23 protein-coding genes, 1 tRNA gene, 1 pseudogene and 2 riboswitches are annotated in these 26,983 nt (G+C 62.5%); of the genes and pseudogenes, 13 read left to right on the top strand and 12 right to left on the bottom strand.

The genetic code is table 11. The features are described from left to right. Positions 1-16 precede the first annotated feature (16 nt). The gene (locus MOV63_RS11810; protein ID WP_247033948.1) at positions 17-529 is read left to right on the top strand and encodes a helix-turn-helix domain-containing protein; all 513 of its coding nucleotides are present in this window, start codon (positions 17-19) and stop codon (positions 527-529) included. Next, positions 526-1,941, top strand: coding sequence for an MATE family efflux transporter (locus MOV63_RS11805; RefSeq protein ID WP_247033947.1), 1,416 nt, complete (start codon positions 526-528; stop codon positions 1,939-1,941). The genes MOV63_RS11810 and MOV63_RS11805 overlap by 4 nt, the downstream gene beginning before the upstream one ends. Here MOV63_RS11805 and MOV63_RS11800 read toward each other — a convergent pair whose 3' ends face one another. The 6 genes from MOV63_RS11800 to MOV63_RS11775 all read right to left on the bottom strand — a co-directional run bounded on the left by MOV63_RS11800 (position 1,942) and on the right by MOV63_RS11775 (position 8,611). Then, positions 1,942-2,649, bottom strand: coding sequence for an ATP-binding cassette domain-containing protein (locus MOV63_RS11800; protein WP_247033946.1), 708 nt, complete (start codon positions 2,647-2,649; stop codon positions 1,942-1,944). Further along, positions 2,642-4,261: a thiamine/thiamine pyrophosphate ABC transporter permease ThiP gene (gene thiP, locus MOV63_RS11795; protein ID WP_247033944.1), complete on the bottom strand. Its 1,620-nt coding sequence runs from the start codon at positions 4,259-4,261 to the stop codon at positions 2,642-2,644. Before thiP ends, MOV63_RS11800 begins: the two co-directional genes overlap by 8 nt. Positions 4,262-4,265: 4 nt before the next feature. After that, entirely contained in the window at positions 4,266-5,276 is a 1,011-nt protein-coding gene (gene thiB / locus MOV63_RS11790; RefSeq protein ID WP_247033942.1) for a thiamine ABC transporter substrate binding subunit, read from the bottom strand. Between the two features lie 39 nt (positions 5,277-5,315). Further along, a riboswitch (TPP riboswitch) is annotated at positions 5,316-5,423 on the bottom strand. Positions 5,424-5,518: 95 nt separating this feature from the next. Further along, positions 5,519-5,968, bottom strand: coding sequence for a response regulator (locus MOV63_RS11785; protein ID WP_038546776.1), 450 nt, complete (start codon positions 5,966-5,968; stop codon positions 5,519-5,521). Between the two features lie 159 nt (positions 5,969-6,127). Continuing rightward, positions 6,128-7,951 carry an ABC-F family ATP-binding cassette domain-containing protein gene (locus MOV63_RS11780; protein WP_247033940.1) on the bottom strand — a complete coding sequence of 608 codons (1,824 nt, stop codon included), beginning with the start codon at positions 7,949-7,951 and terminating at the stop codon, positions 6,128-6,130. 3 nt (positions 7,952-7,954) lie between these two features. After that, on the bottom strand, positions 7,955-8,611 hold the full coding sequence (locus MOV63_RS11775; RefSeq protein ID WP_247033977.1) for a thiamine diphosphokinase: 657 nt from the start codon (positions 8,609-8,611) through the stop codon (positions 7,955-7,957). A gap of 94 nt (positions 8,612-8,705) precedes the next feature. Here MOV63_RS11775 and MOV63_RS11770 point away from each other — a divergent pair, with 94 nt between their 5' ends. The 5 genes from MOV63_RS11770 to MOV63_RS11750 all read left to right on the top strand — a co-directional run bounded on the left by MOV63_RS11770 (position 8,706) and on the right by MOV63_RS11750 (position 15,368). After that, positions 8,706-9,545, top strand: a complete 840-nt coding sequence (locus MOV63_RS11770; protein WP_247033938.1) for a MoxR family ATPase — start codon at positions 8,706-8,708, stop codon at positions 9,543-9,545. A 53-nt stretch (positions 9,546-9,598) separates the two neighbouring features. Beyond that, a riboswitch (SAM riboswitch) is annotated at positions 9,599-9,676 on the top strand. Between the two features lie 58 nt (positions 9,677-9,734). Next, positions 9,735-10,655 (top strand): homoserine O-succinyltransferase, encoded by a 921-nt coding sequence (metA, locus tag MOV63_RS11765; RefSeq protein WP_247033936.1) that lies wholly within the window; start codon positions 9,735-9,737, stop codon positions 10,653-10,655. A 12-nt stretch (positions 10,656-10,667) separates the two neighbouring features. Beyond that, on the top strand, positions 10,668-11,846 hold the full coding sequence (locus MOV63_RS11760; RefSeq protein ID WP_247033934.1) for a VWA domain-containing protein: 1,179 nt from the start codon (positions 10,668-10,670) through the stop codon (positions 11,844-11,846). An 83-nt stretch (positions 11,847-11,929) separates the two neighbouring features. Beyond that, positions 11,930-12,952: an aldose epimerase family protein gene (locus tag MOV63_RS11755; RefSeq protein ID WP_247033932.1), complete on the top strand. Its 1,023-nt coding sequence runs from the start codon at positions 11,930-11,932 to the stop codon at positions 12,950-12,952. 289 nt (positions 12,953-13,241) lie between these two features. Then, a complete protein-coding gene (locus MOV63_RS11750; RefSeq protein WP_247033930.1) occupies positions 13,242-15,368 on the top strand; it encodes a methyl-accepting chemotaxis protein in 2,127 nt (708 codons plus the stop codon). A 55-nt stretch (positions 15,369-15,423) separates the two neighbouring features. Here MOV63_RS11750 and MOV63_RS11745 read toward each other — a convergent pair whose 3' ends face one another. From MOV63_RS11745 to MOV63_RS11725, 5 genes are all read right to left on the bottom strand, one after another. Beyond that, complete coding sequence (locus MOV63_RS11745; protein WP_247033928.1) at positions 15,424-17,229, bottom strand: PAS domain S-box protein; 1,806 nt, start codon at positions 17,227-17,229, stop codon at positions 15,424-15,426. A 228-nt stretch (positions 17,230-17,457) separates the two neighbouring features. Next, positions 17,458-17,532: transfer RNA gene (locus MOV63_RS11740), tRNA-Gly, on the bottom strand. Between the two features lie 193 nt (positions 17,533-17,725). Continuing rightward, positions 17,726-18,379, bottom strand: a complete 654-nt coding sequence (locus MOV63_RS11735; RefSeq protein ID WP_247033927.1) for an Isoquinoline 1-oxidoreductase subunit — start codon at positions 18,377-18,379, stop codon at positions 17,726-17,728. Positions 18,380-18,392: 13 nt separating this feature from the next. After that, a complete protein-coding gene (locus MOV63_RS11730) occupies positions 18,393-20,546 on the bottom strand; it encodes a xanthine dehydrogenase family protein molybdopterin-binding subunit (RefSeq protein ID WP_247033926.1) in 2,154 nt (717 codons plus the stop codon). A gap of 3 nt (positions 20,547-20,549) precedes the next feature. Beyond that, entirely contained in the window at positions 20,550-21,008 is a 459-nt protein-coding gene (locus MOV63_RS11725) for a (2Fe-2S)-binding protein (RefSeq protein WP_247033925.1), read from the bottom strand. Positions 21,009-21,327: 319 nt separating this feature from the next. On the opposite strand from MOV63_RS11725, the gene MOV63_RS11720 reads away from it, so the two are divergent. The 4 genes from MOV63_RS11720 to MOV63_RS11705 all read left to right on the top strand — a co-directional run bounded on the left by MOV63_RS11720 (position 21,328) and on the right by MOV63_RS11705 (position 23,898). After that, on the top strand, positions 21,328-21,837 hold the full coding sequence (locus tag MOV63_RS11720) for a prolyl-tRNA synthetase associated domain-containing protein (RefSeq protein ID WP_038546745.1): 510 nt from the start codon (positions 21,328-21,330) through the stop codon (positions 21,835-21,837). Between the two features lie 58 nt (positions 21,838-21,895). Beyond that, positions 21,896-22,870: a thioredoxin gene (trxA, locus tag MOV63_RS11715; RefSeq protein WP_247033924.1), complete on the top strand. Its 975-nt coding sequence runs from the start codon at positions 21,896-21,898 to the stop codon at positions 22,868-22,870. Between the two features lie 150 nt (positions 22,871-23,020). After that, complete coding sequence (locus tag MOV63_RS11710) at positions 23,021-23,698, top strand: LON peptidase substrate-binding domain-containing protein (protein ID WP_247033923.1); 678 nt, start codon at positions 23,021-23,023, stop codon at positions 23,696-23,698. 11 nt (positions 23,699-23,709) lie between these two features. Continuing rightward, a complete protein-coding gene (locus tag MOV63_RS11705) occupies positions 23,710-23,898 on the top strand; it encodes a Trm112 family protein (protein WP_038546737.1) in 189 nt (62 codons plus the stop codon). 209 nt (positions 23,899-24,107) lie between these two features. Here MOV63_RS11705 and MOV63_RS11700 read toward each other — a convergent pair. After that, positions 24,108-25,325: pseudogene (locus MOV63_RS11700) on the bottom strand (ubiquinone biosynthesis hydroxylase); the annotation flags it as partial. A gap of 84 nt (positions 25,326-25,409) precedes the next feature. Between MOV63_RS11700 and tesB the strand changes: the two are divergent. Together tesB and MOV63_RS11690 are read left to right on the top strand one after the other, a co-directional pair. Next, positions 25,410-26,294, top strand: coding sequence for an acyl-CoA thioesterase II (gene tesB, locus MOV63_RS11695; RefSeq protein ID WP_247033921.1), 885 nt, complete (start codon positions 25,410-25,412; stop codon positions 26,292-26,294). Between the two features lie 223 nt (positions 26,295-26,517). Next, positions 26,518-26,856, top strand: coding sequence for a P-II family nitrogen regulator (locus MOV63_RS11690; protein WP_007773854.1), 339 nt, complete (start codon positions 26,518-26,520; stop codon positions 26,854-26,856). Positions 26,857-26,983 lie beyond the last annotated feature (127 nt).

The raw sequence follows: 26,983 nt of genomic DNA, 5'->3' as shown, positions 1-26,983 counted from the left end.
GCCGGGGAAGAAACCCATGAAACGAACAGGTCCTATCGATACCGGATGCCCGGTGTTGCGCAGTCTCAAACACGTCGGCGAGGTCTGGAGCTTCCTGATCCTGCGCGATGCACTGGCAGGTGCAACACGTTTCGACGAATTCCAGCGCAACCTCGATATTGCCCCGAACATCCTGACCAGCCGGCTGAAGTCGCTCGTCGAATCCGGGCTGATGGAACGCCGGCGCTATTCCGAACGGCCGCCGCGGGACGAATACCACCTCACGCAGCGCGGCCGCGACTTCAAGCCTGTGGTGCAGGCGCTGCTTGCCTTCGGAAACCAGCATTTCGCGCCGGAGGGCGAAAGCGTGGTGATCGTCAACAGGGAGACCGGCGAGCAGGCCGAACCGGTGATGATCGACCGCCGCAGCGGCCGGCCGCTGAGCGATCCGGTCTTCACCAGCGCGGCCGGTCCGGCTGCGAGCGAACGCATCCGCCGCCGTTATCCATCCGTGAACCAGTTATTGCCACATAGAGAGGCTGATCGATGAGTGCCGTGACCACCGAAGCCGTCGAGGCGGCGCCTACCTTTGACGACGCCACCGCGGCGCCGATCAATCCGCGGACCCGGCAGCTGCTGCAGGATCCGATCCTGCCGATGCTGATCCGGCTCGCATGGCCGAACATCCTGATCATGCTCGCCCAGGCCTCGACCGGCCTCATCGAAACCTGGTGGGTTTCGCATATGGGCACCGCGGCGCTGGCGGGCATGGCCCTCGTCTTTCCGGCCGTGATGCTGATGCAGATGATGTCTGCCGGCGGTTTCGGCGGGGCGATCTCGTCTGCCATCGCCCGTGCGCTCGGCAGCGGCCGGCGCGGGGATGCCGACCTGCTTGCCTGGCATGCCGTCGTCGTCAATGTCCTGCTCGGACTGCTGTTTTCGGCGATCATGCTCGCCTATGGCCGGCCGATCTATCGGGCGCTCGGCGGCGAGGGGCCGGAACTCGAGGCGGCCCTCATCTATTCCAACGTGGTATTCGGCGGCATGATCTTCGTCTGGCTGATGAACGGCCTGGCGAGCGTGGTGCGCGGCACGGGCAATATGCTGTTCCCGGCGCTGGTTACCTGTGTCGGTGCCGCACTCCTCGTGCCCGTATCGCCGCTTCTCATTTTCGGCTTCGGTCCGTTCCAGGGGCTCGGCATCGCCGGCGGCGGTCTGGCCCTGGTGCTCTACAGTTTCGGCAGCACCGCGGTGCTTGCCTGGTACATCCTCTCCGGCCGCAATCTCGTGCGCTTCGGCGTCGGTCCGCTCCGCTGGACGATGTTCCGGGATATCGTCCGCCTCGGCGCTGCCGCGGCGATCAATTCCGTTCTCACCAATGTGACCATCGGCATCGCCACGGCTCTGGTCGCGACCAAGGCGGGTGTTTCGGCAGTGGCTGGGTTCGGTACCGGCGCGAGGCTCGAATATCTGCTGATCCCGGTGATCTTCGGCATCGGTGCGCCGATGGTGGCGCTTGTTGGCACCAACATGGGCGCCGGCCAGAAAGACCGGGCGATGCGCATCGCGTTCACCGGTGCTGCGATCGCTTTCGTCATCACCGAGGTGATCGGCCTGATCGCGGCGATCTTCCCGGTCGCGTGGATTTCGCTGTTCAGCGAGGAGCATGGAGCGATCGATGCGGGCGTTGCCTATTTGCAGATCGTCGGGCCGGTTTATGGTTTCTTCGGCGGCGGGCTGGCGCTCTATTTCGCCTCTCAAGGCGCGGGCCAGCTACTCTGGCCGCTTGCCTGCGGTTTTCTGAGACTCGCCATTGCAGGTCTCGGGGGCTGGCTGGCGCTGGAATTTACCGGATCGCTCAACGGTTTGTTCTTCGCGCTGGCAGTTGGTCTGGTCGCCTATGGCGGGATCCTGTTCCTCGCCATCCGCTCCGGCGTCTGGTTCCGCGGAAAGGCTGCCTGATCAGCCGGAAAGAAATTCGGCGAGTGTCGGAATATCGCGTCGGGCGAGGAATTCCTCGGCCGGCGCCTGCAGCAGGATCTGGCCGTGGTCGATGAAGATCGCATGGTTGGCCAACCGGCCGACCTCATCCGGATCGTGGGTCACGACCAGCACCGTATTGCCCGTCTCGCGATGCAGCTCGATGAGCAGGCTGGCCATCGAAAGCCTGAGCCCGGGATCGAGGGCCGCGAACGGCTCATCCATCAGCAGAACCGGCTTTTTGCGCACCAGAGCCCGGGCGAACGCGGCACGCTGCCTTTCGCCGCCGGAAAGCGTCCCCGGCGTCCGTTTTTCAAAGCCGCTCAAGCCCACGCGTTCCAGCGCCTGCGATATCGCGGCCCGGTCACTGCCGGAAAGCTTCAGCGACGGGCTGATACCGAGGCCGATATTGGTGGCGAGGTTCAGATGGGCGAAGAGGTTATTATCCTGAAAGACCAGCGATACGGGACGCTCGGAGGGATGTTTTTCCGTCACGTCCTCGCCGGCGATCAGGATACGGCCGCGATCGGGCGTCTCGAAGCCGGCAACGAGGTTGAGGAAGGTCGATTTGCCGGAGCCGGATGGGCCGGTAATCGCCGTCACGGCGCCGGCCGGCAAAGCGCAGTCGAAGCGGAATTCCTTGGTGCCGAGCTTCAGTTCAACCTTGTTGAGCGTGATGCCGTCAGTCATGGCTCGTTTCCTTGCGGCCAGCCGTGCCGATCACCGTCAGCGCCAGGCAGATGATGCCGAGGATAAGCGCCAACCCATCCGCATCGTTGGTGCGGTAGCTGGATAGCCGGCTATAGACAAGCCATGGCAGGGTGGTGAGGTCATTGGAGCCGAACAGCGCTACCGCGCCGAGGTCGCCGAGCGACAGCGCCATGGCGAAGGACAGTGCCGTCAGCAGCGGCCTTGCCAGAACCGGCAGATCGATCCTCCATACGCGTGAAAAGCCGGAGACGCCGAGGCTTGCCGACAGCCTGCCTGTCCGCTTGCGGTGCGTTTCGACGGCCGGGGCCAAAACGCGCATCACGAAGGGAAGCGCCATCAGCATGTTGATGATCGCCACCAGCGCCGGGGCGAAGCGCGCCACATCGCCGAACGGGCGCAGCATCAGGAACCAACCGGTCCCGAGCACGACCGGCGGAATGAGCAGCACCAGCGAGGACATTCCGCCCAAGGAAACGGAAAACGCCCTGGCGGTTCCGCCGGGCCTCTTCATGTCTACAATTGCGCCGCGCCCGGCAATGATAGCCAGGGAGGTCAGCACGGCCAGCAAGCCGGCGGAAAGCGCGATCGTAAAACTGGTCCAGGCGGCGCGCAGGAAAGCGGGGCTGGTGGCGAGGTTCCAGAGATTAGCCTGGGCGCCGGCAACGACGATCGAGGTGAGCGGCAGGATCAGGAATGTCGTGGCAAGCAGGATAGCCAGCACATCCCAAAGCCGTGCGGGCAACGTCCGGCCATCGAACCGGCGTGTCGCCCGACCGGCCGTGATGCCAGCGTCGTCAGGGGTTGGAAAAAGCGAAATCGCAATCAGGATCAGCGCCGTCATGCCGATCTGCAGCAGCGACAGCGCTATGGCGCGCGGCGGATCGAAATCGAAACGCAGCGACTGGTAGATCGCCACTTCGAGCGTGGTCGCAGCCGGCCCGCCGCCGAGCACCAGGACGAGCGTGAAACTCGTGGCGCACAACATGAAGATCAGGCCGGCAATGCCGGGGATGACGCGGCGGGCTACGGGCCATTCAATGAAGCGGAAGACGGATAATGGCTTCATCCCGAGGCTGGAGGAGAGCAGCCAATATTCCGCCGGCAGGCGCTCCAGCGCCGCAAGCAGCAGTCTCGCGGCGAGCGGCAGGTTGAAGAACACATGGGCCAGCAGGATGCCGGAAAGCCCATAAATGCTGACCGGCTGTTCGAGGCCAAGCTTCAATAGCAGGCTGTTCATTACCCCCTGCCGCCCCCAGATACCGATCAGGCCGAGCGCGCCGATCAGCACCGGCAGGCCCATCGGCAATGCCATCAGCCGGATGAACCATACACGGCCCGGAAAGCGCGGGCGGCGGGCAAGCGCGAGTGCGACGGGAAGGGCGAAGACGACCGACAGCAGCGTCGAAAGAACCGCCTGCAGCAGGGTGAAACGCAGGATCCGCCAGGTATAGGCGGTGAACAGCCGGCTTTGGGTGTTGCCGGTGTCCCAGGAGAGAAGGGCGGCAACCGCGATGCCGACGAAGAGGGCGATGCCGGCGATGCTCAGCAGCCCCCAGCCTATCCCGCGTCTTCGCTCGGCCCTCGTCAGCATGGGATCAGTTCAGGCTCATGGCGGTCAGCCATTCGTCGATCCAGGCCTGCCGGTTCTTGGCCACCTCGTCCGACCCCATCAGGAAAGTTTTCGTCGGCTGCACCAGCTTGTTGAACGCGTCGGGGAGCGGCTGGGAGGTCTTGACGGCCGGCATCATCCAGTTGGTGGTCGGGATGATGTCCTGGAAGGCCGGCGAAACCATGAACTTCAGGAACTGTTTCGCCAGGTCCTTTTCATTCGCCCCCTTCAGCATGCCGGCGACCTCGATCTGGATATAGTGGCCTTCGGAGAAGGAGGTGGCCTGATAGCGGTCCGTCTTCTCCTCGACCATGTGATAGGCGGGCGAGGTCGTGTAGGAAAATACCATCGGCACTTCGCCCTTGGTGAACAGGCCATAGGCCTCCGACCAGCCGGGCGTGACGGTGAGCACGCGTTTCCTGAGCTTCGCCCAAGCCTCTGGCGCCTGGTCACCATAGACCGATTTCACCCACAGCAGCAGGCCGAGACCGGGGGTCGAGGTGCGCGGGTCCTCGATGGCGATCTTCTGCGCCGGATCGCCGTCCACCAGTTCCTTGAGGCTTTTCGGCGGGTTCTTCATCGCCTGCGTATCGTAGACAACGGCGAAATGGCCGTAATCGTAGGGGATGAACGTGTCGTCGCTGTAATTGCCGGGGACCTTGGCGGCCGAGACGTCGAGCCCGTGCGGCTCGAACAGACCGGTCGCCTTCGCCTCGGAGATCAGGTTGGTATCGAGGCCGAGCGCGATATCGGCGTCGGTGCCTTTGCCTTCCAGTTTCAGGCGGGTCAGAAGCGCCACGCCATCGGCGACGCCGACGAAATTGAGCTTGCAGGCGCAGGTCTTCTCGAAGGTTTCCTTGACCTTGGGCCCTGGACCCCAATCGGAGATGAAGCTCTCATAGGTGTAGACGGTCAGCGTCTTTTGCTGTGCTTCGGCCGGCGCAGAAAGGGAAAGGGCGGCAGCGGCCGCGAATATGGAAAGAATGGTGCTGCGCATCAGCGTCTCCTCGTTTTGGTGACAAAGGGGATAGGCGCTGATGAAGAGCCGTCTAATCCCTCCGCCGGTGTTAACCGGATCAGGTTCCGCGGGTTGGCCAGAGGCCTCTCAGCCGCACGCAAACGCGCGGCACCCCGTTAGAGCAGGATCAGATTTAGCGGCGAGGCGAATGGCTGGCAAGAGGCGGACTGCGGCCGGCTCAAGCGCATTCGGCGGGAGCAACATGGCTCAGTGTTTCATTCTCAGTGGTTTTGCGGAAACACTTTCAGTTCACGCGGAACGATCGCCATGCCGCCGAGCCGGTTGGCGACGGCGTAGTCGATCGTCTTCTCGACCACATCGGGCATGACCGGTTTGGTGAGAACGCCGAGCGAGCCTTTGACACCGTCCTCCACATCCTCCGGATTACCGGTCATGAAGACGACGGTGATGCCATATTGCTCGGCAAGCTCCCGGCCGATCTCCGGGCCAGTCCGGCCGTCCGAAAGATTGACATCGACCAGGGCGATATCGGCATAGGCGGCGAGCGCCAGGGCGTGTTTGCGGGCATTGGCAAAACCAGCGACTTTCAGGCCCATGGCTTCGATCGTCTCGGCAACATCGAGCGCGATCAGAAACTCGTCTTCGACAATCATAACTCTTTGATTCATCGCCTCAGTGGCCAGCCGACGACGCGTAACATTTGTCAGCATTGGATGTCCCCATTCGGTTGATCGGTTCCGGGCAGGCCGATCCGTCCCCGGGACATTTCGACCGATGTTCACACCCAGAACGTCTCGGGACATCATATGTTCCGCTCCGCGACAAATATTTTTTTAGCTAACTATCTGTTAAGCTTAATAAATCGCAAATCAGCCTTCAATTTCCTCACGCAGCATTTCGAGTTCCAGCCATTCTTCTTCCATTTTGCTGATGCTTTGGCGCAGCTTTTCCATCTCCGCAGCCAGCGTGTTGAAGGCGGCTGGATCCTTGGTGAAGAGGTTGGGATCGGCCATTTTCTTCTCGCGGGCGGCGATCTCGGCCTCGGCCTTCGCCATTTCCTTAGGCAGGTTCTCGAGCGCGAATTTCTGCTTGAAGGAAAGCTTGCCTTTGCCCTTGGGGGTGCCGGGAACCGATGCCGCGGTATCGGCTTTTGCCCTGTCAGCTTTTTCCGTGCGGCGCCTTTCCTCCAACGCACCCTTCCGCTGCGCCAGCATATCCGTGTAGCCGCCGGCATATTCGATCCAGCGGCCGTCCGGTGCGTCCGGATTTGCGGGGGCGATGGTTGAGGTCACGGTGCGGTCGAGGAAGTCGCGGTCGTGGCTGACGAGGATGACGGTGCCGGAATAGCCGGCGACGATTTCCTGCAGCAGGTCCAGCGTCTCGATGTCGAGGTCGTTGGTCGGTTCGTCCAGTATCAGTAGGTTGGAAGGCCGCGCCATGATGCGGGCGAGCATCAGCCGGGCGCGCTCGCCGCCCGACAGGTTCTTGATCGGCGTCCTGATCTGCTCCGGCTGGAACAGGAAGTCCTTCATGTAACCTGCGACATGCCGCTGCTCGCCGTTGACAAGCAGCGTCTCGCCGCGGCCATCCGTCAGATAGTGGGACAGGGTGTCCTCGGGGTCCAGGTCTTCGCGCTTCTGGTCGAGCGTGGCGATTTCCAAGTTGGTGCCGAGCTTGACGGTGCCGGTGTCGGGCGCCAGCTGGCCGGTCAGCATCTTCAGAAGCGTCGTCTTGCCGGCGCCGTTCGGGCCGACGAGACCGATGCAGTCGCCGCGATGCACGCGGATCGAGAACGGCGCGACGATGATCCGCTCGTCGTAGCTCTTGGTGATGTTTTCGGCCTCGATGACCAGCTTGCCGGATTCACGGCCTTCGCTGACGCTCGCCTGCACCGTGCCCTGCGGTCCCTTGTGGCCGCGGTAATTGCCGCGCATCGTCTGCAACTCGCCGAGGCGGCGCATGTTGCGCTTGCGGCGGGCGGTCACGCCGTAGCGCAGCCAGTGTTCCTCGCGCTCGATCGCCTTGCCGAGCTTGTGCTGCTCCAGCTCTTCCGCCTCCAATACCTCGTCGCGCCAGGCTTCGAATTCGCCGAAACCGCGGTTGAGGCGTCGTGATGTACCGCGATCGAGCCAGACGGTGGCATTCGAGACTTTTTCGAGGAAGCGCCTATCGTGCGAGATCACCACGAGCGCGCTTCTCGTCTTGCGCAACTCGTCTTCCAGCCATTCGATGGTCGGCAGGTCGAGATGGTTGGTCGGCTCGTCGAGCATCAGGATGTCCGGCTCGGGCGCCATGACGCGGGCAAGTGCTGCGCGGCGGGCTTCGCCGCCGGAAAGCGTGTTCGGGTGTTCCTGGCCGGTGAGGCCCAGATGTTCGAGCAGATAGGTGACGCGATAGGGATCGTCGCCCGGGCCGAGGCCCGCTTCGGCATAGGCCTGCACCGTCGAATAATCGGCGAAATCCGGCGCCTGTTCGAGATAGCGGATGGTCGAGGAGGGATGGCGGAACACCTCGCCCGACTGGGGCTCGACCATGCCCGCGGCGATCTTCATCAGCGTCGATTTGCCGGAACCGTTGCGGCCGACGAGGCAGATGCGGTCGCCCGGCTCCACCTGCATGCCGGCGCCGGCGAGAAGCGGCGCGCCGCCGAAGCTCAGGAAAATATCGTCAAGTTTCAGAATTGGGGGCGCCAACAGTCAGGCTCCTGTAAAGTCGTGGGGGCGGGCAAGGATCATGGCCTTGCCCTTCCTCAAATGGAATTCCACCCGGCCTTCTGCAACGTTCGAGACGGTGCGCGAGGAGCCGAAGGGGAGTGAGAAGTTGTCGAGCGGATAACGCGCGCCGATGATATCGAGTCCTTCCAGGTCGGAAAAACCGATGACCGAAAACAGCGAACCCTTCGGCAGGTCCAGTGTCCTTGTGCCCGGCAGCAGCGGCACGGCCTCCTCGTCACCCGACGTCAGCAGGATGTCGAGGTCGCGTTCGGCCAGGCTCATGGCGTGAAAGAGATGCTGAAGCGCATGGTCGCTGCGCTCGCCACCGAGCGCGCCGGCAAGGATCAGCCTCGTCGCGCCGCGTTCGATCGCTTCCGCCGTCGCGATCTCGCCGTCCGTCTCGTTCTTGGCCGGCGGAAAGGCCTGCCGCTCGACCTGCGGGAACTGCGCGATCAGCGCGGCGTCGGAGGAGTCGAAATCACCGACCCAGAGTTCCGGCTTCACGCCGAGTGCTGCCGCATGGCGCATGCCGCTATCTGCCGCGATGAAGCGGCTGCCGGCGATCGTGTCCCGCAGGCGGTCGGTGACGCGCAAATTGCCGCCGAGCAGAATGGTAAAGGTCGAATGGGTCATGTGCATTGCCCATAGCGCAAAGCCGGTGGAAAGGGAAAGCTGTTGCACCGCCACGGGTGAGCTTTTAGTTTGCGGCGCGTTTACCGATCAGGATCACGAGATGCAGTTTCAGGGTACAGCGGACTATATTGCCGACAAGGATCTGATGGTGGCCGTCAACGCTGCGATCCGGCTCGAACGTCCGCTGCTGGTGAAAGGCGAGCCCGGCACCGGCAAGACCGAGCTTGCGCGGCAGGTGGCTGCCGCCCTCGGGCTCGATCTGATCGAGTGGAACATCAAGTCCACCACCAAGGCGCAGCAGGGGCTCTACGAATACGATGCCGTCTCGCGGCTGCGCGACAGCCAGCTCGGCGATGAGCGCGTCCACGACGTGGCCAACTATATCCGCCGCGGCAAGCTGTGGCAGGCCTTTGCCGCCGACACGAAGCTCGTCCTGTTGATTGACGAGATCGACAAGGCCGATATCGAGTTCCCGAACGACCTGCTGCAGGAACTCGACCGCATGGAATTCCATGTCTACGAGACCGATGAAATGGTGCGCGCCAAGGTCCGGCCGATCGTGATCATCACCTCCAACAACGAAAAGGAACTGCCGGACGCCTTCCTGCGCCGCTGTTTCTTCCACTATATCCGCTTCCCGGACGTGGATACGCTCGCCCGCATCGTCGAGGTCCATTATCCCGGCATCAAGCAGACGCTGGTGCGCAACGCGCTCACCCAATTCTACGAGATCCGCGAGATGCCGGGTCTGAAGAAAAAGCCTTCGACCTCCGAAGCGCTCGACTGGATCCGGCTACTGGTCTCCGACGATGTCGATCCGTCGGACCTGCGCGGCGACGTCAAGACCGCGCTGCCGAAGCTGCATGGCGCTCTCCTCAAGAACGAGCAGGACGTGCATCTCTTCGAGCGGATGGCCTTCCTGGCGCGGCGGGAGAGATGAGCGGAAGATTATGCTCCCATTGACGACGGTCGTAGCAAGGCGTATTTGAACTCTCGAGAATTCGTGGTGATTTGGCCGGCCGGCTTGCAGCCACGTTAAAAAAGTCGCTAAAGGGCCGCGAGAAGATGTCTTCCCACGGACCGGTCGCGATTTATTTTGCCGCCGGTTTTATTTTTGCTGGGTTGAGACATGCCGATCAAGATTCCCGATACGCTGCCCGCATATAGCACCCTCGTTTCCGAGGGCGTCCGGGTGATGACCGAAACCATGGCGGTGCGGCAGGACATTCGTCCGCTGCAGATCGGGCTGCTCAACCTCATGCCGAACAAGATCAAAACCGAGCTGCAGATGGCGCGCCTCGTCGGCGCCTCGCCGCTGCAGGTCGAATTCTCGCTGATCCGCGTCGGCGGCCACAAGGCAAAGAACACGTCGGAGGATCATCTTCTTTCCTTCTACGAGACCTGGGAAGAGGTGAAGCACCGCAAGTTCGACGGTTTCATCATCACCGGTGCGCCGATCGAGACGCTTCCTTTCGAGGACGTCACCTATTGGGACGAGATGAGGCAAATCCTCGACTGGACCGCGACCAACGTGCATTCGACCATGAATGTGTGCTGGGGCGCGATGGCGGCGATCTATCATTTCCATGGCGTGCCGAAATACGAGCTCAAGGAAAAGGCGTTCGGCGTCTATCGCCACCGCAATCTCGTGCCGTCCTCGATCTATCTCAACGGATTTTCGGACGATTTTCAAGTTCCCGTGTCGCGCTGGACGGAAGTCCGCCGCGCCGACATCGAGAAGAACTCCAACCTCGAAATCCTGATGGAATCCGAGGAAATGGGTATCTGCCTGGTGCACGAGAAGGCCGGCAAGCGGCTCTATATGTTCAACCATGTGGAATACGACTCCACCTCGCTGGCTGACGAGTATTTCCGGGACGTCAATGCCGGCGTACCGATCAGGATGCCGCATAACTACTTCCCGCATAACGACGACACGCTGACGCCCTTGAACCGTTGGCGCAGCCATGCACATCTTCTGTTCGGCAACTGGATCAACGAGATCTACCAGACCACCCCCTATGATCCGGAGAAGATCGGTACTGAGTAGGTTTTCGACGCGATGTTCATTCCCTTCTTCCTTCACCTCAAAGAAGCGAAGATCCCGGTAACACTCCGGGAATTCCTCGACCTTCTGGAAGGGGTGGAAGAAGGGATCGCGGATTTCGATGTGGAGGCCTTCTATTTCCTCGCCCGCACGGCGCTGGTGAAGGACGAGCGGCATATCGACAAGTTCGACCGGGTCTTTTCGTCCTATTTCCGCGGGCTGGAAATGGTCTCCGGAGAGCCTGGCGTGGATGTCGCCAGCATCCCTGAAGAATGGCTGCGCAAGCTCACCGAAAAGCATCTGACCGACGAAGAGAAGAAGCTCGTCGAGTCGCTCGGCGGGTTCGAGAAGCTGATGGAGACCCTGCGCCAGCGGCTCGAGGAGCAGAAGGGTCGGCATCAGGGCGGCTCGAAATGGATCGGCACCGGCGGCACGTCACCTTTCGGCGCTTATGGCTATAATCCGGAAGGCGTGCGGATCGGCCAGGACCAGTCCCGCCACCGCCGGGCGGTAAAAGTGTGGGACAAGCGGGAGTTTGCCGATTTCGACGACAAGGTTGAGCTCGGCACCCGCAACATCAAGCTGGCTCTGAAGCGGCTGCGCCGCTGGGTGCGGGAAGGGGCGGTCGAGGAGTTCGATCTGCCGGGCACGATCCGCTCTACTGCCGAGCACGGTTATCTCGACGTCCAGACCCGGCCGGAACGGCGCAACGCGGTGAAGCTGCTGATGTTCTTCGATGTCGGAGGCTCGATGGACGACCATATCCGGGTGGTCGAAGAACTGTTCTCGGCCGCCCGCGCCGAGTTCAAGCATATGGAGCATTTCTACTTCCACAACTGCCTCTATGAAGGCGTGTGGAAGGAAAACGGCCGGTCGGAGCGGACGCCGACGCTCGATCTGATCCGCAGCTATGGCGCCGACTACAAGGTGATCTTCGTCGGCGATGCGTCGATGAGCCCCTACGAGATCACCCATGCGGGCGGTTCGGTGGAGCACTGGAACCAGGAGCCCGGCGAGTCCTGGATGAGGCGCGTCACCGAGCATTTCCGCCGCTGCGTCTGGCTCAATCCGGTGCCGCAGGATCATTGGAGCCATACGACCTCGATCGGCGTCATGCGGCAACTGATGACCGAGCGCATGTTCCCGCTGACGCTCGGTGGATTGGAACAGGCGACGCGCGCGCTCACGCGATAGAGCCTTTTTTCTTCTCCGCGACGTTGCGGGCCGCCGCCAAATCGCGCAGGTTGCCGCAAACATATCGGTGGAGGAGCAATCTCATGGCGGACCAGAATTTCGAAGTTTTCGGCACCACGGAAAAGGGCGAAACCGTCTATCGTGTCCGGATCTCCGGCGGCGGACTCACCGCTAACGTCATCACCTGGGGTGCGGTGATCCAGGACCTCAGGCTCGACGGTCATCAGCCGCCGCTCGTGCTCGGTTTCGAGCGGTTTGAGGATTACCTGAACCATTCCCCATATTTCGGCGCGACGCCCGGCCGTTCGTCCAACCGTATCGGCGGTGGCCGTTTCACGCTGGATGGGAAGCAATATCAGCTGGAACTGAACGAACGGGGCGTCACCCACCTCCATGGCGGCTCGGACGGCATCGGCCGCAGCAATTGGACGATCGTCGAGCATACTGCCGACAAGGTGGTGCTGCGGATCACCGATCCCGACGGCCGTGCCGGTTATCCGGGAAACTGCACGATCACGGCAACCTACCAACTCAAGAATGACGGCGTTCTTTCCGTCGTCTACCAATCCACCACGGATCAGCCGACGCTCGCCAATATCTGCCAGCATACCTATTTCAACCTCGACGGCCACGAGGATGCGCTCGGCCATGACATCATGATCGCAGCCGACCATGTGCTCGTCTTTGACGACAATCAGGTGCCGACCGGCGAATTGATGCCCGTCGCGGGCACGCCTTTTGACCTGCGCGATATGGGGCCGATGAAGCGGTTCGACGGCGAGGCTCAGGTCCTGTTCGATCATAACTTCTGCCTGTCGCCGGAGCGAACGGCCAAGCGTGCGGTGGCTTTGGCGCGCAGCATCCATTCCGGCGTGTCGCTGGAAGTTCGCACCACCGAGCCCGGCGTGCAGCTTTATGCCGCTTTCAAGCTGTCGCAGATCCCGGTGCCGGGCCTCGATGGCCGCCGCTATGGGGCTTTTGCCGGGTTCTGCCTGGAAACCCAGGTCTGGCCGGATGCCATCAACCACGCCAACTTCCCGAATGCGGTGCTGCGGCCGGGCGAGGTCCTGCTGCAGGAAACGGACTATGTTTTTTCAAAGCAATGACGACAGTGGGCGGCGCCGGAGCCCAGCTCGCGCCTCCATGTCAAAATAATTCCCGGCGTTCAGACGGGCTTGCTTCGGTCTCCATGTAAAATCGGTGAGTCCAGTTGTAACTCTACCGCGGCGCACGCCGAAGCAAAGTTATTGCTTCTCGTTTTACATTGTGGAACGCAATGGGATTTTGACATTAGTTAAATTTCAACCGATTTCGACATAGTTTTCTTCAGGATTGGCATTGCCGCCCGCCGGGCGGCTGCCCTCTGCTTTTGCAGGGCGCAATTTCGAGGGACATATGAACGAGATCAGCATCAGGAAGCCATTGTCGAGACGGCTTACCTTCTTCGGTTTTGCAGCGGTGCTTTTCGCGAGCGTGGTAATCGGCTGGCTTGCATGGGAGCGCCAGTCGAGCATGACCGAGCAGGCGCTGCAGACGGAGCTTGATAGCGATCTCGCGGTCATCCAGGACGATATGGCCGCCCAGGGGCGTGCCGCCTCCGCGCTGGCGCTGACGATCGCTTCCCTGCCGGAAACCTCCCCGCTCATTCTCGCCAACGATCGGCAGAGCCTGCTCTCCCGCTTCGCCAGTCTGAAGAGCATCAAGGACGCGAGCGGGCTTGAAATGATCACCTTCAGCTCCGCAGCGGCCGATGCGATTGCCCGCGTGCATGATCCGGATGTCTTCGGCGACAATATCAAGGCGCGCCGCAAGATGGTGGCGACTTCGCTGAGCGACAAGAAACTGGTGGTTGGCATCGAGACCGGCCGCACCGCCGTCAGCCTGTTTGCAACCGCCCCGGTCGTCACGGACGGCAAGGTCGTCGGCGTGGTGGATGTCGGGCTGAAGCTCGTCGATGCCTATTTCTCCCGTCTGACCAAGAAAGCGAACGCTTATGTCACGCTCTACACCAAGGGCGCCGACAAGTTCGACAAGCAGGCGTCCACCTATGGCGGCAATCCGATCCTGAGCGGCGCCGAGCTTCAGGAGGCCTATGATAAGGGTTCCGTGCGGCGTTATGCGGATATCGGCGGCAAGCATTATGCCGTCGAGGCCGTGCCGCTCCTCGACTTCTCGGGAACGAAGGTCGGCGTTCTCGAAATCGCCTCTGATATCACGCCGCTGGTCACGGCCAGCGAGACGGCGCTGTGGATGACCGCACTCGGCACCGTCATCGTTTCGATCCTGTCGCTAATCGGCTTCCTGATCTTTGCCCGCTCGCTCGGAGGCACGGTCCGTCGCTTGACCGTGACAATGACGAAGCTTGCCGGCGGCGATCTCGGCGCCAAGGTGGAAGGCCAGGAGCGCCAGGACGAGATCGGCGCCATGGCGCGTGCCGTCCAGGTCTTCAAGGCATCCGCCGAGGAGAATGTCCGGCTGGAGCAGCAGGCATCTGAGGCCCGCGAGGCGCAGGAACATCAGCGCCAGCGCCAGTCGGCGATCGACAGTGCCAAGGGCGAGGATCTGCGCGCTTTCGTCCATGCGATCGAGGAGGGCTTCAACCGGCTTGCCGGCGGCGATCTGACGGTCCGCATGGACGGTGCCGTCGCCGAAGAATTCGAGCCGATCCGCGCCAAGTTCAACAGTTCGGTCGGCAATCTCGAGGAGGCGATCGGCTCGGTCGTCGGAGCCGTCGGCACGATCCGCGCGGGTCTGCAGGAAATCTCGATCGCCTCCAACGACCTCGCCAAGCGCACGGAACAGCAGGCCGCAAGCCTTGAAGAGACGGTTGCCGCTCTCGGCCAGGTGACCTCGGCTGTCAACGACAGCGCCAGCGGCGCAAGCCGCGCCCAGGGTGTCGCATCGCTTGCGCAGCAGAAGGCCCAGCGCGGCGGCGAGATCGTCGCCAGTGCGGTCGCCGCCATGGCTGCCATCGAAGGCTCGGCCGAGCAGATCAGCCGGATCATCGGCGTGATCGACGACATCGCCTTCCAGACCAACCTTCTCGCCCTCAACGCAGGGGTCGAAGCCGCCCGCGCCGGCGAGGCCGGTCGCGGGTTCGCAGTCGTCGCCCAGGAAGTCCGCGGGCTCGCCCAGCGTTCGGCCGATGCCGCCAAGGAGATCAAGACGCTGATCTCGACATCGTCCGCGCAGGTCAAGCAGGGCGTCGAGCTCGTCACCGCTTCCGGCAAATCGCTCGACGACATCGTCGGCGAAGTCGCGCAGATGAGCACCTTCGTCAACACGATCAGCTCGAGCACCAGCGAACAGGCGATGAGCCTGCGCGAAGTGGCGGCCTCCGCCGACCAGATGGACAAGGTGACCCAGCAGAACGCCGCGATGGTGGAAGAAACCACCGCCGCTGCCCAGAGCCTGACGCAGGAAACCGACAGCCTCGCCGACATGATGGCGCGCTTCAAGACGAATGGCGGCGCACCCTCCCAGACCTATGCTTCCGGCGGTTATCGCTCGCGTGCGGCCTGATCGGGCTTTCCGAGTTGACGCCGCCGCTGACCCAAAAGCCGGCGGCGTTTTCCGGTCACGTCGGTTGACGGATGCGGCGCAGTTCACCTTCCAGCAGCGTCATGTTCACTGGTTTTCGGATGGTCGTCCGGTTTTTGAAGCCGTGGTGATCGTCGAGCTGCTCGTATCCGGTGCAGAACAGGAAGGGCACGCCATGGGTCTGCAGCCATTCCGCGAACGGATAGACGGGGTTTCCCCCGAGGTTGACATCGAGGACGGCGACGTCGGGAAGTTGCGAGCCACCGATCAGGCGCATGGCTTCATCGGTAGTTGTGGCCGGCCCGACGACTTCCCAGCCGCGCGACTCAAGTTCGCTGCAGAGCTCCATGGCGATAAGGGTCTCGTCCTCCACGACAAGTATCCGCCCCGCCGAGCCGGCCTCCGACGCCTTGAGCGCGACCCCCTCGCCGGGAACCGAGCCGGCCGAAATGTCGGGCCGATAGACGGATCGGGGCAGCGTCGCGACCAGGCACATACCGGTTGGCGGCCAGCTGATGTCGAGTTCGCCCGCTAATTGACGGGTGGCGACTTCCATTACCAAGGTCGAGCCGAAGCCCCTGGATTCCGGCTTCTGCACCGCCGGGCCGCCGGTCTCGGTCCAGCGAAGCTCCAGTTCGAAAGACGGCAGGATGCGCCAGGAGACATCGACCCGGCCTTCTGCGACCGACAATGCCCCGTATTTGACGGCGTTGGTGGCAAGCTCGTGAATGAGGAGGCTGACCGGCTGCACGGTATTGGGGGTGAGTGTGACTGAAGGCCCGCCGATCATCAACTGGCTGACGCTTTGATAGGCCCGGGTTTCCTCGGTGAGGACCGCTGCGAGATCTCCGCCCTCCCACCGGTTCTGGGCGAGCAACGAATGGGCGCGGCTCAGCGCGGAAACGCGGCCCCGAACTGCAACGATGAAAGCCTCCTTGGTTTCGGCACGGGTCAGGGAGACCAGGGCCTGCACCACAGCCAGGGCGTTCTTGGCCCGGTGATCGACCTCGCGGGCCAATAGCTGGCGGGAATCCTCGTTGGCCTTGCGTTCGGTAATGTCGCGCAAGATGACCGTTGCCAGCTTTCCATCGCCAATCTGGACCTGCGAAATCGACGCCTCGACGGGGAATTCCTCGCCATTGGCGCGCAGGCCGCTGATCGCCCCCAATGCGCCCATCCGGCGGTTGGTAACGCCGGTCTCCTTGAAGAGGCGGATATGTTCGCCATGTCCATGCCGAAACCGTTCGGGGATGAAACGTTCGATCGGTGAGCCGATCGCATCTTTGCCGGCGACGCCGAACATGCGCTCGGCGGCCGGGTTGAACAGCACGATCCGCTGACCCCCGTCGACGGTGATCAGCGCGTCCATCGCCGATTCCACAATCCCCTCCATGCGCCGCCGGCTTTCCAGCAGAGCATCCTCGGCGGCCTTTCGCTCGGTGATGTCGCGCAGGATAACGGTGGCCAGGCGCTCGCCGCCGATCTCGACCTGCGAGATCGACGCCTCGATCGGAAATTCCTCGCCGTCGGCGCGCAGACCGCTGATCGCACCGAGCGATCCCATCTGGCGGGTGGTCACGCCGGTTTCGGTGAAACGATGAATATGTGCCGCATGGGTCGGGCGATGGCGTTCCGGCATGAAACGGGAGATGTGCTGACCAAGTGCCTCGTTGGCCGGCAGGCCGAACATGCGCTCGGCGGCCGGATTGAACAGGATGACCCGTTGCTCGTCATCGATGGTGATGATCCCGTCCATGGCAGAGGCGACGATGCCCTCGAGCCGTTGCATGGTTTCAACGGCGGTTTTCTGGCTCAGTTTCTGGTGGTGTGGGCGAGATTCCATGACGGCACATCTCCATTCAACCGCCGAATCGCTGGTGCGATATCGCATGGGCGGTTGCAGCCAATATGCCATCTCGCGCATTCGGTGAACATGCGAGAATCATTAAATTCATGGGGAAAGGGTAATGGAGGGGAAGCGCCCGCTTTGCATTTGCGAACGGGGCGACGCTGTCGAGCGTCTCGACCCTGTGGCCGGGCTGGTAGAGTATAGTCTCAAAAAAGGGGAATTTGGAGCGGGCGAAGGGATTCGAACCCTCGACCCCAACCTTGGCAAGGTTGTGCTCTACCACTGAGCTACACCCGCTCATCAATCCATCGGTCCGTGGTAGTAAAGCTTGACCGTGGCGTCGTGGCTCGTTGCCGGCGACGGGCGCTATATGGCCCAGTCCTTTTTCAAATGCAACAGGGAAATGACGATTGGCGCCAAGAAAAATTGCGATCCCGTCAAAGCCCTTGCAAACCGCCGGTTCCGGCCGGAACCGGCGGCCGCTTCATTCTCAGGAGGCCGGGCAGGCCGCTCCGGACTTCACCCAGGCGCTGATCAGCTCGCCGAACTGGGCCTGCGTGCCCGGCACCGGTTCGCGCCCTGCACCCGGCTTCCAGCCCCAGCCGACCAGTTCGTCATGCGCCATGTGCTCGACGATCTGATCCATGGTCTTGCCGCCGTTGCGGGCCGGGTCCTTGATCTGCTGGCAGATCTGGGCGAGCGACTTGCCGACCCAGGCCATCTCGATCGGCGCCAGATGCCAGGCGGGATTGCCCGGTATGCTCTTGATCGTATCGGCCTGGCCGACAACCGGGGTGTTTTCCGCGCTGTGGCAGGTGGTGCACTGCATGCCGGGCAGGCCCATGCCGCCATCGCCGCGGAAGACCGGCGGCTGGTGCGGGTGCATGTTGACGCCCTGCAGCGGCCGGTCGGTCGCCGGGTGACAGTTGACGCAGCGCGGGTGCTGGATGACCTTGCCCGCCTCCTGGAAGAGCGCCACGGAGCGTTCCCGCTCGTTGGCGATCGACTGGAAGGAAGCGGCGGGCTTCAGCGTCTTGGCGTCGATCTTGGCGTCCTGGGCGACAGAGGCGGGCGACAGAAGCGTGCCGGCGCCCACGAAAAGACAGAGTGTCGCGACGCCGGTGATAGCGAGTTTCCAATTCATCGGGGTTTGATCCTCAGGCCGAAACGATGTTGACGATAGGCAGCTGCCGGACCGGCGCGCCGGTCAGGCGCCGCCAGGCATTGGCAACCGCCGGGCCGACGGGCGGTACGCCGGGTTCGCCGACGCCGCTCGGCTTTTCGCTCGACTTGATGATCTCCACCGCCACATCCGGCATCTCGTTGATGCGGATCGACCGGTAGTCGTGGAAGTTCGACTGCACGATCTTGCCGCCCTTGGCGAGCGTCACCGCATCGAAGAGGACTGCGCCGAGGCCGTAGCCGATGCCGCCTTCCATCTGCGCCTTGATGACGTTCGGATTGACGGCAACGCCGCAATCGACCGCACACCAGACCTTGTGGACACGCGGTGCGCCTTCCGGCCCGACCGAAATTTCGACGATCTGGCCAACGAAAGTGTTGAAGCTTTCGACCACCGCAACGCCGCGGGCGCGGCCTTCCGGCAGAGGCGAGCCCCAGTTCGCCATTTCGGCAGCCTTCTTCAGCACGCCCGCATGGCGTGGCTTTTCGCCGAGCAGCGCAAGACGCCCCTCGACCGGATCCTTGCCGATCTTCTGGAACAGCTCATCCACGAAGGTCTCGACTGCAAAGCCGGTATGGGTGTGGCCGACCGACCGCCACCAGAGCGGCGGGATGGAGAGCTGGACGTTGTGGGCGCTGACCTTCAGGTTCGGGATCGTGTAGGGCAGGTTGGAGGCGCCTTCGACCGAGGTCTCGTCGAGATCGGCCTTGCCCATGATCGATTGTCCGACGATCACCTGTTCCCAGGCCGTGATCTGGCCCTGCGCATTGATGGCGCCGCGCATCCTGTGGGCATACATCGGGCGGTAATAACCGCCGCGGATGTCGTCCTCGCGGGTCCACATGTGCTTCAAGGGACGGCTGCGATCCGTTGCGGCATAGACGGCTGCCGCTTCCTGTATGTAGGGCGAGCCGAACTGCGCTTTGCGGCCGAAGCTGCCGCCGGCGAGCTGGGTGTTCACCCTGACCTTCGTTTCGTCGAGCCCGAGGATCTTGGCGGCGACCGACTGGTCCATGCCCGGGAACTGCGCGCCGTTATAGATATCGACCGATCCGTCGTCCGCCTTGATGAAAACCGCGTCGAGCGGTTCCATCGGCGCATGCGCGAGGAATGGGAAGACGATCTCGGCTTCCACTGTCTGCAGGCCGGAGGCCTTGAAGGCGTCGTCGACATTGCCGTTGTTGGCCGCGTCCAGCCCCTTTTCGCCGAAGAGCTTTCGGTAGTCGGCTGCGAGCTCCTCCGACGAGCGGGTCTCGGCCTTGGAGAGATCCCATTCGATGCTCAGCGCATCGCGGCCCTTGAGCGCGGCGAACGTGTTGTCCGCATAAACGGCGACGCCCGACGGCACCTGTTTCACGTCGACCACACCCTGCACCTTGCGGGCTTCTGTATCGTTGAAGCTCTTCACCGTCGCACCGAAATGTTCCGGATGGGCAACGACGGCGATCAGCAGGTTGTCAGGCGTGATGTCGAGCGTGAAGATCGCGGTGCCGTTGGTCTTGCCATGGGTGTCGAGTTTCGGCAGTTCGGTGCCGATCAGCACGAAATCCCTAGGGTCCTTGAGTTTCGGCTCCGCGGGCGGCGTCTGGCGGGCCGCCTTTTCGGCAAATGCGCCAAAACCGCTCTCCCTGCCGGAAGCGGTGTGCTTGATTCGGCCTTTCTGGACGGTGATCTCGGAGGCAGGCACCTTCCAGTCCTCGGCGGCTGCCGCAACCAGCATTGCCCGTGCGGTGGCGCCGGCCTTGCGCATCTGCTCATAGGAGTTGGCGATGGAGCTCGAACCGCCGGTTCCCTGCAGGCCGAACATCAGGTTGGCATAGACCTTGTTGTCGGTCGGCGAGTGGACCGCGCGCATCTGGCTCCAGTCGGCGTCGAGTTCTTCGGCGACCAGCGTCGCGAGGCCGGTGAACGGGCCCTGGCCGAATTCGATGTGCTTGGCGAGCACGGTTACCGTGTCGTCGGTGCCGACCTTGACGAAGGCATTCATCGGGGCCAGCGCCGGATCGCCGCCGGCATGCACGCCGGTCGGTGCAGCGGAAAGCATCTTCGGCGCGATGGCGACGCCGATGACGAGGCCCGAGCCGGCAAGGAAACCGCGGCGGGTGGCGTTGATGTCCTGGATGGTCATGGCTCAGCCCTCCATCGAACTGGCGGCATTGTGGATCGCCGCACGGATGCGATGGTAGGTGGCGCATCGACAGATATTTCCGGCCATAGCGCCGTCGATATCGGCATCCGTCGGCTTCGGCACCATCTGCAGCAGGGCGACCGCCGACATGATCTGTCCGGACTGACAGTAGCCGCATTGCGGCACGTCGAGGCCGGTCCAGGCGGTCTTGACCGCATCGGCTTCCGTGCCGGAAACGCCTTCGATCGTGACGACCTCCGAACCCTCGATCGTCGAGATCGGGGTTACGCAGGAGCGTCGCGGCGTGCCATCGAGATGCACCGTGCAGGCGCCGCACTGGGCGACGCCGCAGCCGTATTTGGTGCCGGTGAGCTTCTCGAAATCGCGGATGACCCAGAGAAGCGGAGTGTCGGGGTCGCCGTCGAACGTTCTTTCCTGTCCGTTGAGCGTGAAGGTGACCATGAGGCAGACCTTTCCGTTAAGAAGCCGGGCGCTGCGCCGGCACTGGAGATTGAGCGGCAGTTATTGGCCGGGGCCGGTATCGAGAGGCGCGAAAAGCCGCGCGGAATAAACTTGAGTTAACTGGAGTAGTTATTATTTATCAATTGGCTACAGGCCGCCGACCGAATAGTCGGAGGCCGGTTCTCCATGTCTGTTTAAATGGTCGCCCATCATTCTGGGTCAAGCGCTTCACGAGATCGTGTGCGCTTCCCTTGGCCGAGGGCAACATTGTGGTTATGGTTGCGTCTCAACCGCCCGCCAACAGAGCCAATCCATTAGCATGACCGAGACAGAGCCGAAAACCGCCGAGGATCTTTTCCGTTTCCTCGACAGCCTGAACATTGCGCATTCGACCAAGACGCACCCGCCGGTCTTCACGGTTGCCGAGTCTGAAAGCCTGCGTGACGAGATCCCCGGCGGCCACACCAAGAACCTGTTCGTGAAGGACAAGAAGGACCAGTATTTCGTCCTGACGGTCGAGGAACGCGCGACGGTCGACCTGAAGACCGTGCACAAGGTGATCGGAGCGTCGAGCCGCGTCTCGTTCGGGCGGCCCGAAATGCTCCTGGACTATCTCGGCGTGGTTCCTGGCTCGGTGACGGTATTCGGTGCCTTCAACGATACGGGACGCAATGTCACCTTCGTGCTCGACGAAGACCTGATGAAGCACGACATCATCAACGGCCATCCGCTGTCGAACGATGCCACCACGTCGATCGGGCGCGACGATCTCATCCGTTTTCTGGAAGCGACCGGCCATCCGCCGCTTGTCTTGAAAGTGACAGACTGACATACGATCTTTGCAGCCTATATGGCAAAGATGCGAAAGCGTTCCCGGGAGAACATTCATGAGCGGCAGCAATAACCCCTATGGCGGTTCTTACGGCGGACAGATGACCGCCTCGGCGAGTTTTGGCGCGGCACCCGCCACGTCGGCGCCTGCAGGGAGTTACGTGTCCGATACGAGCACGGCCGGTTTCACTAAAGACGTCCTCGAAGAATCGCGCCGCCAGCCGGTTCTCGTCGATTTCTGGGCGCCGTGGTGCGGTCCCTGCAAGCAGCTGACGCCGGTTCTCGAAAAGGTCGTCAACGAAGGCCAGGGCCGGGTCAAGCTCGTCAAGATGAATATCGACGATCATCCGTCGATCCCGGGCCAGCTCGGTATCCAGTCGATCCCGGCGGTCATCGCCTTTGTCGACGGCCGCCCGGTCGACGGTTTCATGGGCGCGGTGCCGGAAAGCCAGGTGCGCCAGTTCATCGATAAGCTTGCCGGACCTCCCGGCGCAGAAGATGCGGCCGAGATTGAAGGGGCGCTCGCCGAAGCGGAGGCCTTCATGGTCGCTGGCGATATCCAGGACGCGGCCCAGCTTTACAGCGCCGTCCTGCAGGCCGATCCGGAGAATGCCAAGGCTGCCGCCGGCATGATGCAGTGCCTGATCGCCACGGGCGAGACGGCGCGTGCCAGCCAGATGCTCGCCTCCCTCCCCGAAGAGCTTGCCAAGGATCCGGCGATCCAGGCGGTCGCCAAGAAGATCGAGCAGATCGAGGAAGCCCGTAAGCTCGGCGATCCGGTGGCTCTCGAGCGCCAGCTCGACGACAACCCGGACGACCACGACGCCCGCCTGAAGCTCGCCAAGATCCTCAACGTTCAGGGCGAACGGGACAAGGCCGCCGAGCACCTGCTGACGATCATGCGAAAGGACCGCACGTTCGACGACGACGGTGCCCGCCGTCAGCTCCTGGCGTTCTTTGATGTCTGGGGACCGAAGGATCCGGCGACGATCGCCGCCCGCCGCCGCCTGTCCTCCATCCTGTTTTCGTAGACAGAGCCCGTTTTCGTGAACACGGGCCTGTGTTCGCAAGCAAGGCCGATCCTCAAGGATTGGCCTTGCGTTCTCCGGTGGGTGCCCCACATTACTTTAATCAGCGAATCTTTGGTCTGAGCCGGTGGTTGTCTGGGAGGTATCGGACCCATGCATGTGGGAAATGCGAGATATCTGAAGCGCGAGGATCTGCCGGAAACGGTCCCTGTCTTTCCTCTTACCGGCGCATTGCTTCTGCCGGGCGGACAGCTGCCGCTCAACATCTTCGAGCCGCGTTATCTTGCGATGTTCGACGCGGCGCTTGCAGGTAACCGGCTGATCGGTATCGTACAGCCGTCGCTGCTCGAATCCGGCGAGTCGGCCGAAGGCCCGCATGCTCCGCTCTCGACGGTCGGCTGCATCGGCCGCATCACATCGTTTGCCGAAACCGGCGATGGCCGGTACATCACCTCCATCAGCGGCATCTGCCGGTTCCGGCTCATCGAAGAGGTGGGCCACGGCCATCCCTATCGCACCTTCAAGATCGCCCCGATGATGACGGACCTCTCCACCGAGGACGATGAGAGCACGGTCGACCGCGCCGAACTGTTGCGCGTCTTCCGCGCTTATCTCGACGCCAACAAGCTGGAGGCGGATTGGGAAAGCGTCGAGCGCGCCGGCAACCGCACGCTCGTCAACTCCCTGTCGATGATGTCGCCCTTCGGACCTGCGGAGAAACAGGCTCTCCTCGAAGCGCCGGACCTGCGGACCCGCGCCGAAACGCTGATCGCGATCACGGAAATCCTGCTGGCGCGCGATTTTGGCGATTCCGACACTGTCCTGCAGTAAGGCCCAAGTCCATGGACGAGAAACTCAGCAAGGTCGATCCCAAACTGCTCGACCTGCTCGTCTGCCCGCTCTCCAAGAGCCGGCTGTCCTTCAACCGAGAGACCAACGAGCTCATCTCCCAGAAGGCGCAGCTCGCCTACCCGATCCGTGACGGTATTCCGATCATGCTGATTTCCGAGGCGCGCAAGATCGAGGACTAACAGGCTGGCTGTTGCCCCTCATCCGCCTGCCGGCACCTTCTCCCCGCTTGCGGGGCGAAGGAGGAACGCGGCGAACTTCCCGCTCTGTTTCCGACGTCGCCACAAGCCGCTTAAGATCGTTCCTTGAGGAGGCCGGCGCGGCATAACCCCTTCGCCCCGCTTGCGGGGAGAAGGTCGCGGCAGCGGGATGAGGGGCTGTGGGCGCGTGCTTAAATCGCCTCGCCCGCCAGCAGCTTCGGGCCGTCTTCGCCGCTCTTTCCCGCCGCTTGGTCGATGAAGAAGCTTTTCAGCTTCGGCATTCGTTCGACAATGCCCAACCCGAAGTCGCGGGCGATGCGGATGGGCGTGATGTCGTTGGAGAACAGCCGGTTCAGCACGTCAGTCGTCACACCCATGCGGAACGTGTCGAAACGCCGCCAGGACTGGTAACGCTCCAGCACGTTGAGTGCGCCGATATCGAGGCCGAGACGATCGGCTTCGACCACCGTTTCGGCAAGCGCCGCGACGTCCTTGAAGCCGAGATTGAGGCCTTGGCCGGAAATCGGGTGGATGCCGTGCGCCGCATCGCCGGCAAGGGCAATGCGCGGCGCCACGAAAGCGCGGGCAAGCGTCAGGCCGAGCGGGAAGGCGCGTTTGTCGCCGACCACCGTCAGTTCGCCGAGCTTGTGGCCGAAGCGGCGCTGCAGCTCCTCCTCGAACACCAGGTCGTCGGAGGCAACCAGCCGGTTGGCCTCGTCCGTGCGCTCCGTCCAGACGAGCGAGGAGCGGTTGTTGGTGAGCGGCAGGATGGCAAACGGGCCGGACGGCAGGAAATGTTCTTCCGCCACACCTTCATGCGGCCGCTCGTGAGCAACCGTCGCGACGATGCCCGACTGGCCGTAATCCCAGGTGACGGTCTTGATGCCGGCCATGTCGCGCAGTTTGGAGCGCACGCCGTCGCAGGCGACCAGAAGGCGGGTTTCGACGGCCGAACCGTCGGAGAGCGACACGGTGCAGCGGGTGCTGCCGGACTGGAAGCCGGTGGCGGAAAGTCCGTGGCGGATGGCAATCCCGAGGCGTTCGGCGGCGCCGCGCAGTGCCCGCACCATGGCGACGTTCGGCACCATATGGGCGAACGGCCTGCCTTCCTCGATTTCGCCGTCGAAGGTGAGGAAGACCGGGCGCACCGGATCGGACGTGCGGCTGTCGGTGACAACCATCCGGTTGATCGGCTGAGCGTCCACGGCAATCTCGTTCCAGACGCCGATGACGTCCAGCATGCGGGTTGCGGCGGCGATGATGGCGGAGGCTCGCTCGTCCTTTTCCCAGACGCCGGCAGGAGCCGCCTCGATCACCTCGACCTGCAGATGCGGCGCTGCCTGCTTGACCGCGACAGCGGCGGCGAGACCCACATAACCGCCTCCTACAACCAGCATGTCCAGCATTTGCCTAAACTCCCGTGAGACTTGAGAATATCATGTGGTGGATATAGATCATCCGACAGCCGCTTCCTATCGCCGGAGTTCGTCATAATGTCGCGCCAGACCGAATCCCCCTCCGCCATGGAACAGCTGATCGCGACTCTCGACCTCGAAAAGCTCGAGGAGAACATCTATCGCGGCACCAGTCCCGATGTCGGGTGGCAGCGGGTGTTCGGCGGACAAGTGATCGCCCAGGCCCTGATGGCCACCCAGCGGACCGTCGCGGCCGATCGTTTCGTGCATTCGCTGCATGCCTATTTCATGCGTCCCGGCGATCCTTCCGTTCCGATCCTCTATCAGGTGGAGCGCATCCGCGACGGGTCAAGCTTCACCACTCGGCGGGCGGTGGCGGTGCAGCACGGCAAGGCGATCTTCGCCATGTCGGCCTCGTTCCAGGTGGAGGAGGGCGGTTATGATCACCAGATCGATATGCCTTCGGTGACGCAGGCGGAAGATCTGATGGGGGAAAAGGAGTTCAAGGAACTCTTCCTCAAGAAAGCGCCGGAGAATGTGCGTCGCTACTGGAGCCGGGAGCGGCCGATAGAGGTGCGCCCGACCTCGCTCGTGCACTATCTCACCAGGGACAAGCTCGAACCGCGGCAGGACATCTGGGTTCGTACCGTCGGGCAGGTGCCGTCCGACCGTCACTATCAGGCGGCCGTGCTCGCCTATCTCTCCGACATGACGCTGCTCGACGCATCGCTCTATCCGCACGGCACGTCGATCTTCGATCCGACACTTCAGGCGGCGAGCCTCGACCATGCGATGTGGTTTCATCGGCCCGTCACATTTGACGACTGGCTCCTCTACACGCAGGACAGTCCCAGCGCCTCCGGCGCCCGCGGAATGACCCGCGGCAGCATTTACACCCGTTCTGGCACACTGATCGCCTCGGTGGCCCAGGAAGGATTGATTCGGAAAAAGGCAAATGATTAATAGTTGTGCAATTTTTCAAATTTGCACAAGTTTTGGACGTGATTGCGCCATCCAAATGCCCGTTTTTTGAGACCGGCTGTTTAGTTCTTTACATTTCAATAACTTGTAGGGTGTCTCGAAACTGGCACGCCCCTTGAATGTATCTGGCCAGTCGCTGTCATGATCTGACGTCGATGAGGAGAGTCGGCCTTGGCCGAGGACAAACAAAGGATGGGAAAGCCAGATGAAAATCGTGATGGCCATTATCAAGCCGTTCAAGCTGGATGAGGTGCGCGAAGCCCTCACGGCTGTCGGTATCCAGGGCCTGACCGTAACCGAAGTCAAAGGTTACGGACGCCAAAAGGGACATACCGAAATCTATCGCGGTACCGAATATGCCGTAAGTTTTCTGCCAAAACTGAAGATCGAAATCGCAGTCCCCTCCGACCTCGTCGAAAAGGCCGTGGATGCGATCGCTTCGGCCGCCAAGACCGGCCAGATCGGCGATGGCAAGATCTTCGTCTATTCGATCGAGCAGGCCGTGCGCATCCGTACCGGCGAAACCAACACTGAAGCGCTTTGAAGCACGGTTGACAGGGGAGTTTTTTAGCTATGCAATTTAATAGGATTTCCACTCTGGGACGCGTGGGTGCCGCCGCCGCGGCGCTTCTTGCGCCCGCCGTCGCTTTTGCGCAGACGGCCGCCGCACC

It is taken from the genome of Neorhizobium sp. SHOUNA12A (assembly GCF_023006505.1).
Classification (GTDB): Bacteria; Pseudomonadota; Alphaproteobacteria; order Rhizobiales; family Rhizobiaceae; genus Neorhizobium.
This window is presented reverse-complemented; position numbering and strand designations above follow the sequence as displayed.

Coding starts and splice junctions, on each gene's coding strand:
- MOV63_RS11810 (WP_247033948.1), top strand. CDS start 17: ATGAAACGAACAGGTCCTATCGATACCGGATGCCCGGTGTTGCGCAGT.
- MOV63_RS11805 (WP_247033947.1), top strand. CDS start 526: ATGAGTGCCGTGACCACCGAAGCCGTCGAGGCGGCGCCTACCTTTGAC.
- MOV63_RS11800 (WP_247033946.1), bottom strand. CDS start 2,649: ATGACTGACGGCATCACGCTCAACAAGGTTGAACTGAAGCTCGGCACC.
- thiP (WP_247033944.1), bottom strand. CDS start 4,261: ATGCTGACGAGGGCCGAGCGAAGACGCGGGATAGGCTGGGGGCTGCTG.
- thiB (WP_247033942.1), bottom strand. CDS start 5,276: ATGCGCAGCACCATTCTTTCCATATTCGCGGCCGCTGCCGCCCTTTCC.
- MOV63_RS11785 (WP_038546776.1), bottom strand. CDS start 5,968: ATGCTGACAAATGTTACGCGTCGTCGGCTGGCCACTGAGGCGATGAAT.
- MOV63_RS11775 (WP_247033977.1), bottom strand. CDS start 8,611: ATGCACATGACCCATTCGACCTTTACCATTCTGCTCGGCGGCAATTTG.
- MOV63_RS11770 (WP_247033938.1), top strand. CDS start 8,706: ATGCAGTTTCAGGGTACAGCGGACTATATTGCCGACAAGGATCTGATG.
- metA (WP_247033936.1), top strand. CDS start 9,735: ATGCCGATCAAGATTCCCGATACGCTGCCCGCATATAGCACCCTCGTT.
- MOV63_RS11760 (WP_247033934.1), top strand. CDS start 10,668: ATGTTCATTCCCTTCTTCCTTCACCTCAAAGAAGCGAAGATCCCGGTA.
- MOV63_RS11755 (WP_247033932.1), top strand. CDS start 11,930: ATGGCGGACCAGAATTTCGAAGTTTTCGGCACCACGGAAAAGGGCGAA.
- MOV63_RS11750 (WP_247033930.1), top strand. CDS start 13,242: ATGAACGAGATCAGCATCAGGAAGCCATTGTCGAGACGGCTTACCTTC.
- MOV63_RS11745 (WP_247033928.1), bottom strand. CDS start 17,229: ATGGAATCTCGCCCACACCACCAGAAACTGAGCCAGAAAACCGCCGTT.
- MOV63_RS11735 (WP_247033927.1), bottom strand. CDS start 18,379: ATGAATTGGAAACTCGCTATCACCGGCGTCGCGACACTCTGTCTTTTC.
- MOV63_RS11730 (WP_247033926.1), bottom strand. CDS start 20,546: ATGACCATCCAGGACATCAACGCCACCCGCCGCGGTTTCCTTGCCGGC.
- MOV63_RS11725 (WP_247033925.1), bottom strand. CDS start 21,008: ATGGTCACCTTCACGCTCAACGGACAGGAAAGAACGTTCGACGGCGAC.
- MOV63_RS11720 (WP_038546745.1), top strand. CDS start 21,328: ATGACCGAGACAGAGCCGAAAACCGCCGAGGATCTTTTCCGTTTCCTC.
- trxA (WP_247033924.1), top strand. CDS start 21,896: ATGAGCGGCAGCAATAACCCCTATGGCGGTTCTTACGGCGGACAGATG.
- MOV63_RS11710 (WP_247033923.1), top strand. CDS start 23,021: ATGCATGTGGGAAATGCGAGATATCTGAAGCGCGAGGATCTGCCGGAA.
- MOV63_RS11705 (WP_038546737.1), top strand. CDS start 23,710: ATGGACGAGAAACTCAGCAAGGTCGATCCCAAACTGCTCGACCTGCTC.
- tesB (WP_247033921.1), top strand. CDS start 25,410: ATGTCGCGCCAGACCGAATCCCCCTCCGCCATGGAACAGCTGATCGCG.
- MOV63_RS11690 (WP_007773854.1), top strand. CDS start 26,518: ATGAAAATCGTGATGGCCATTATCAAGCCGTTCAAGCTGGATGAGGTG.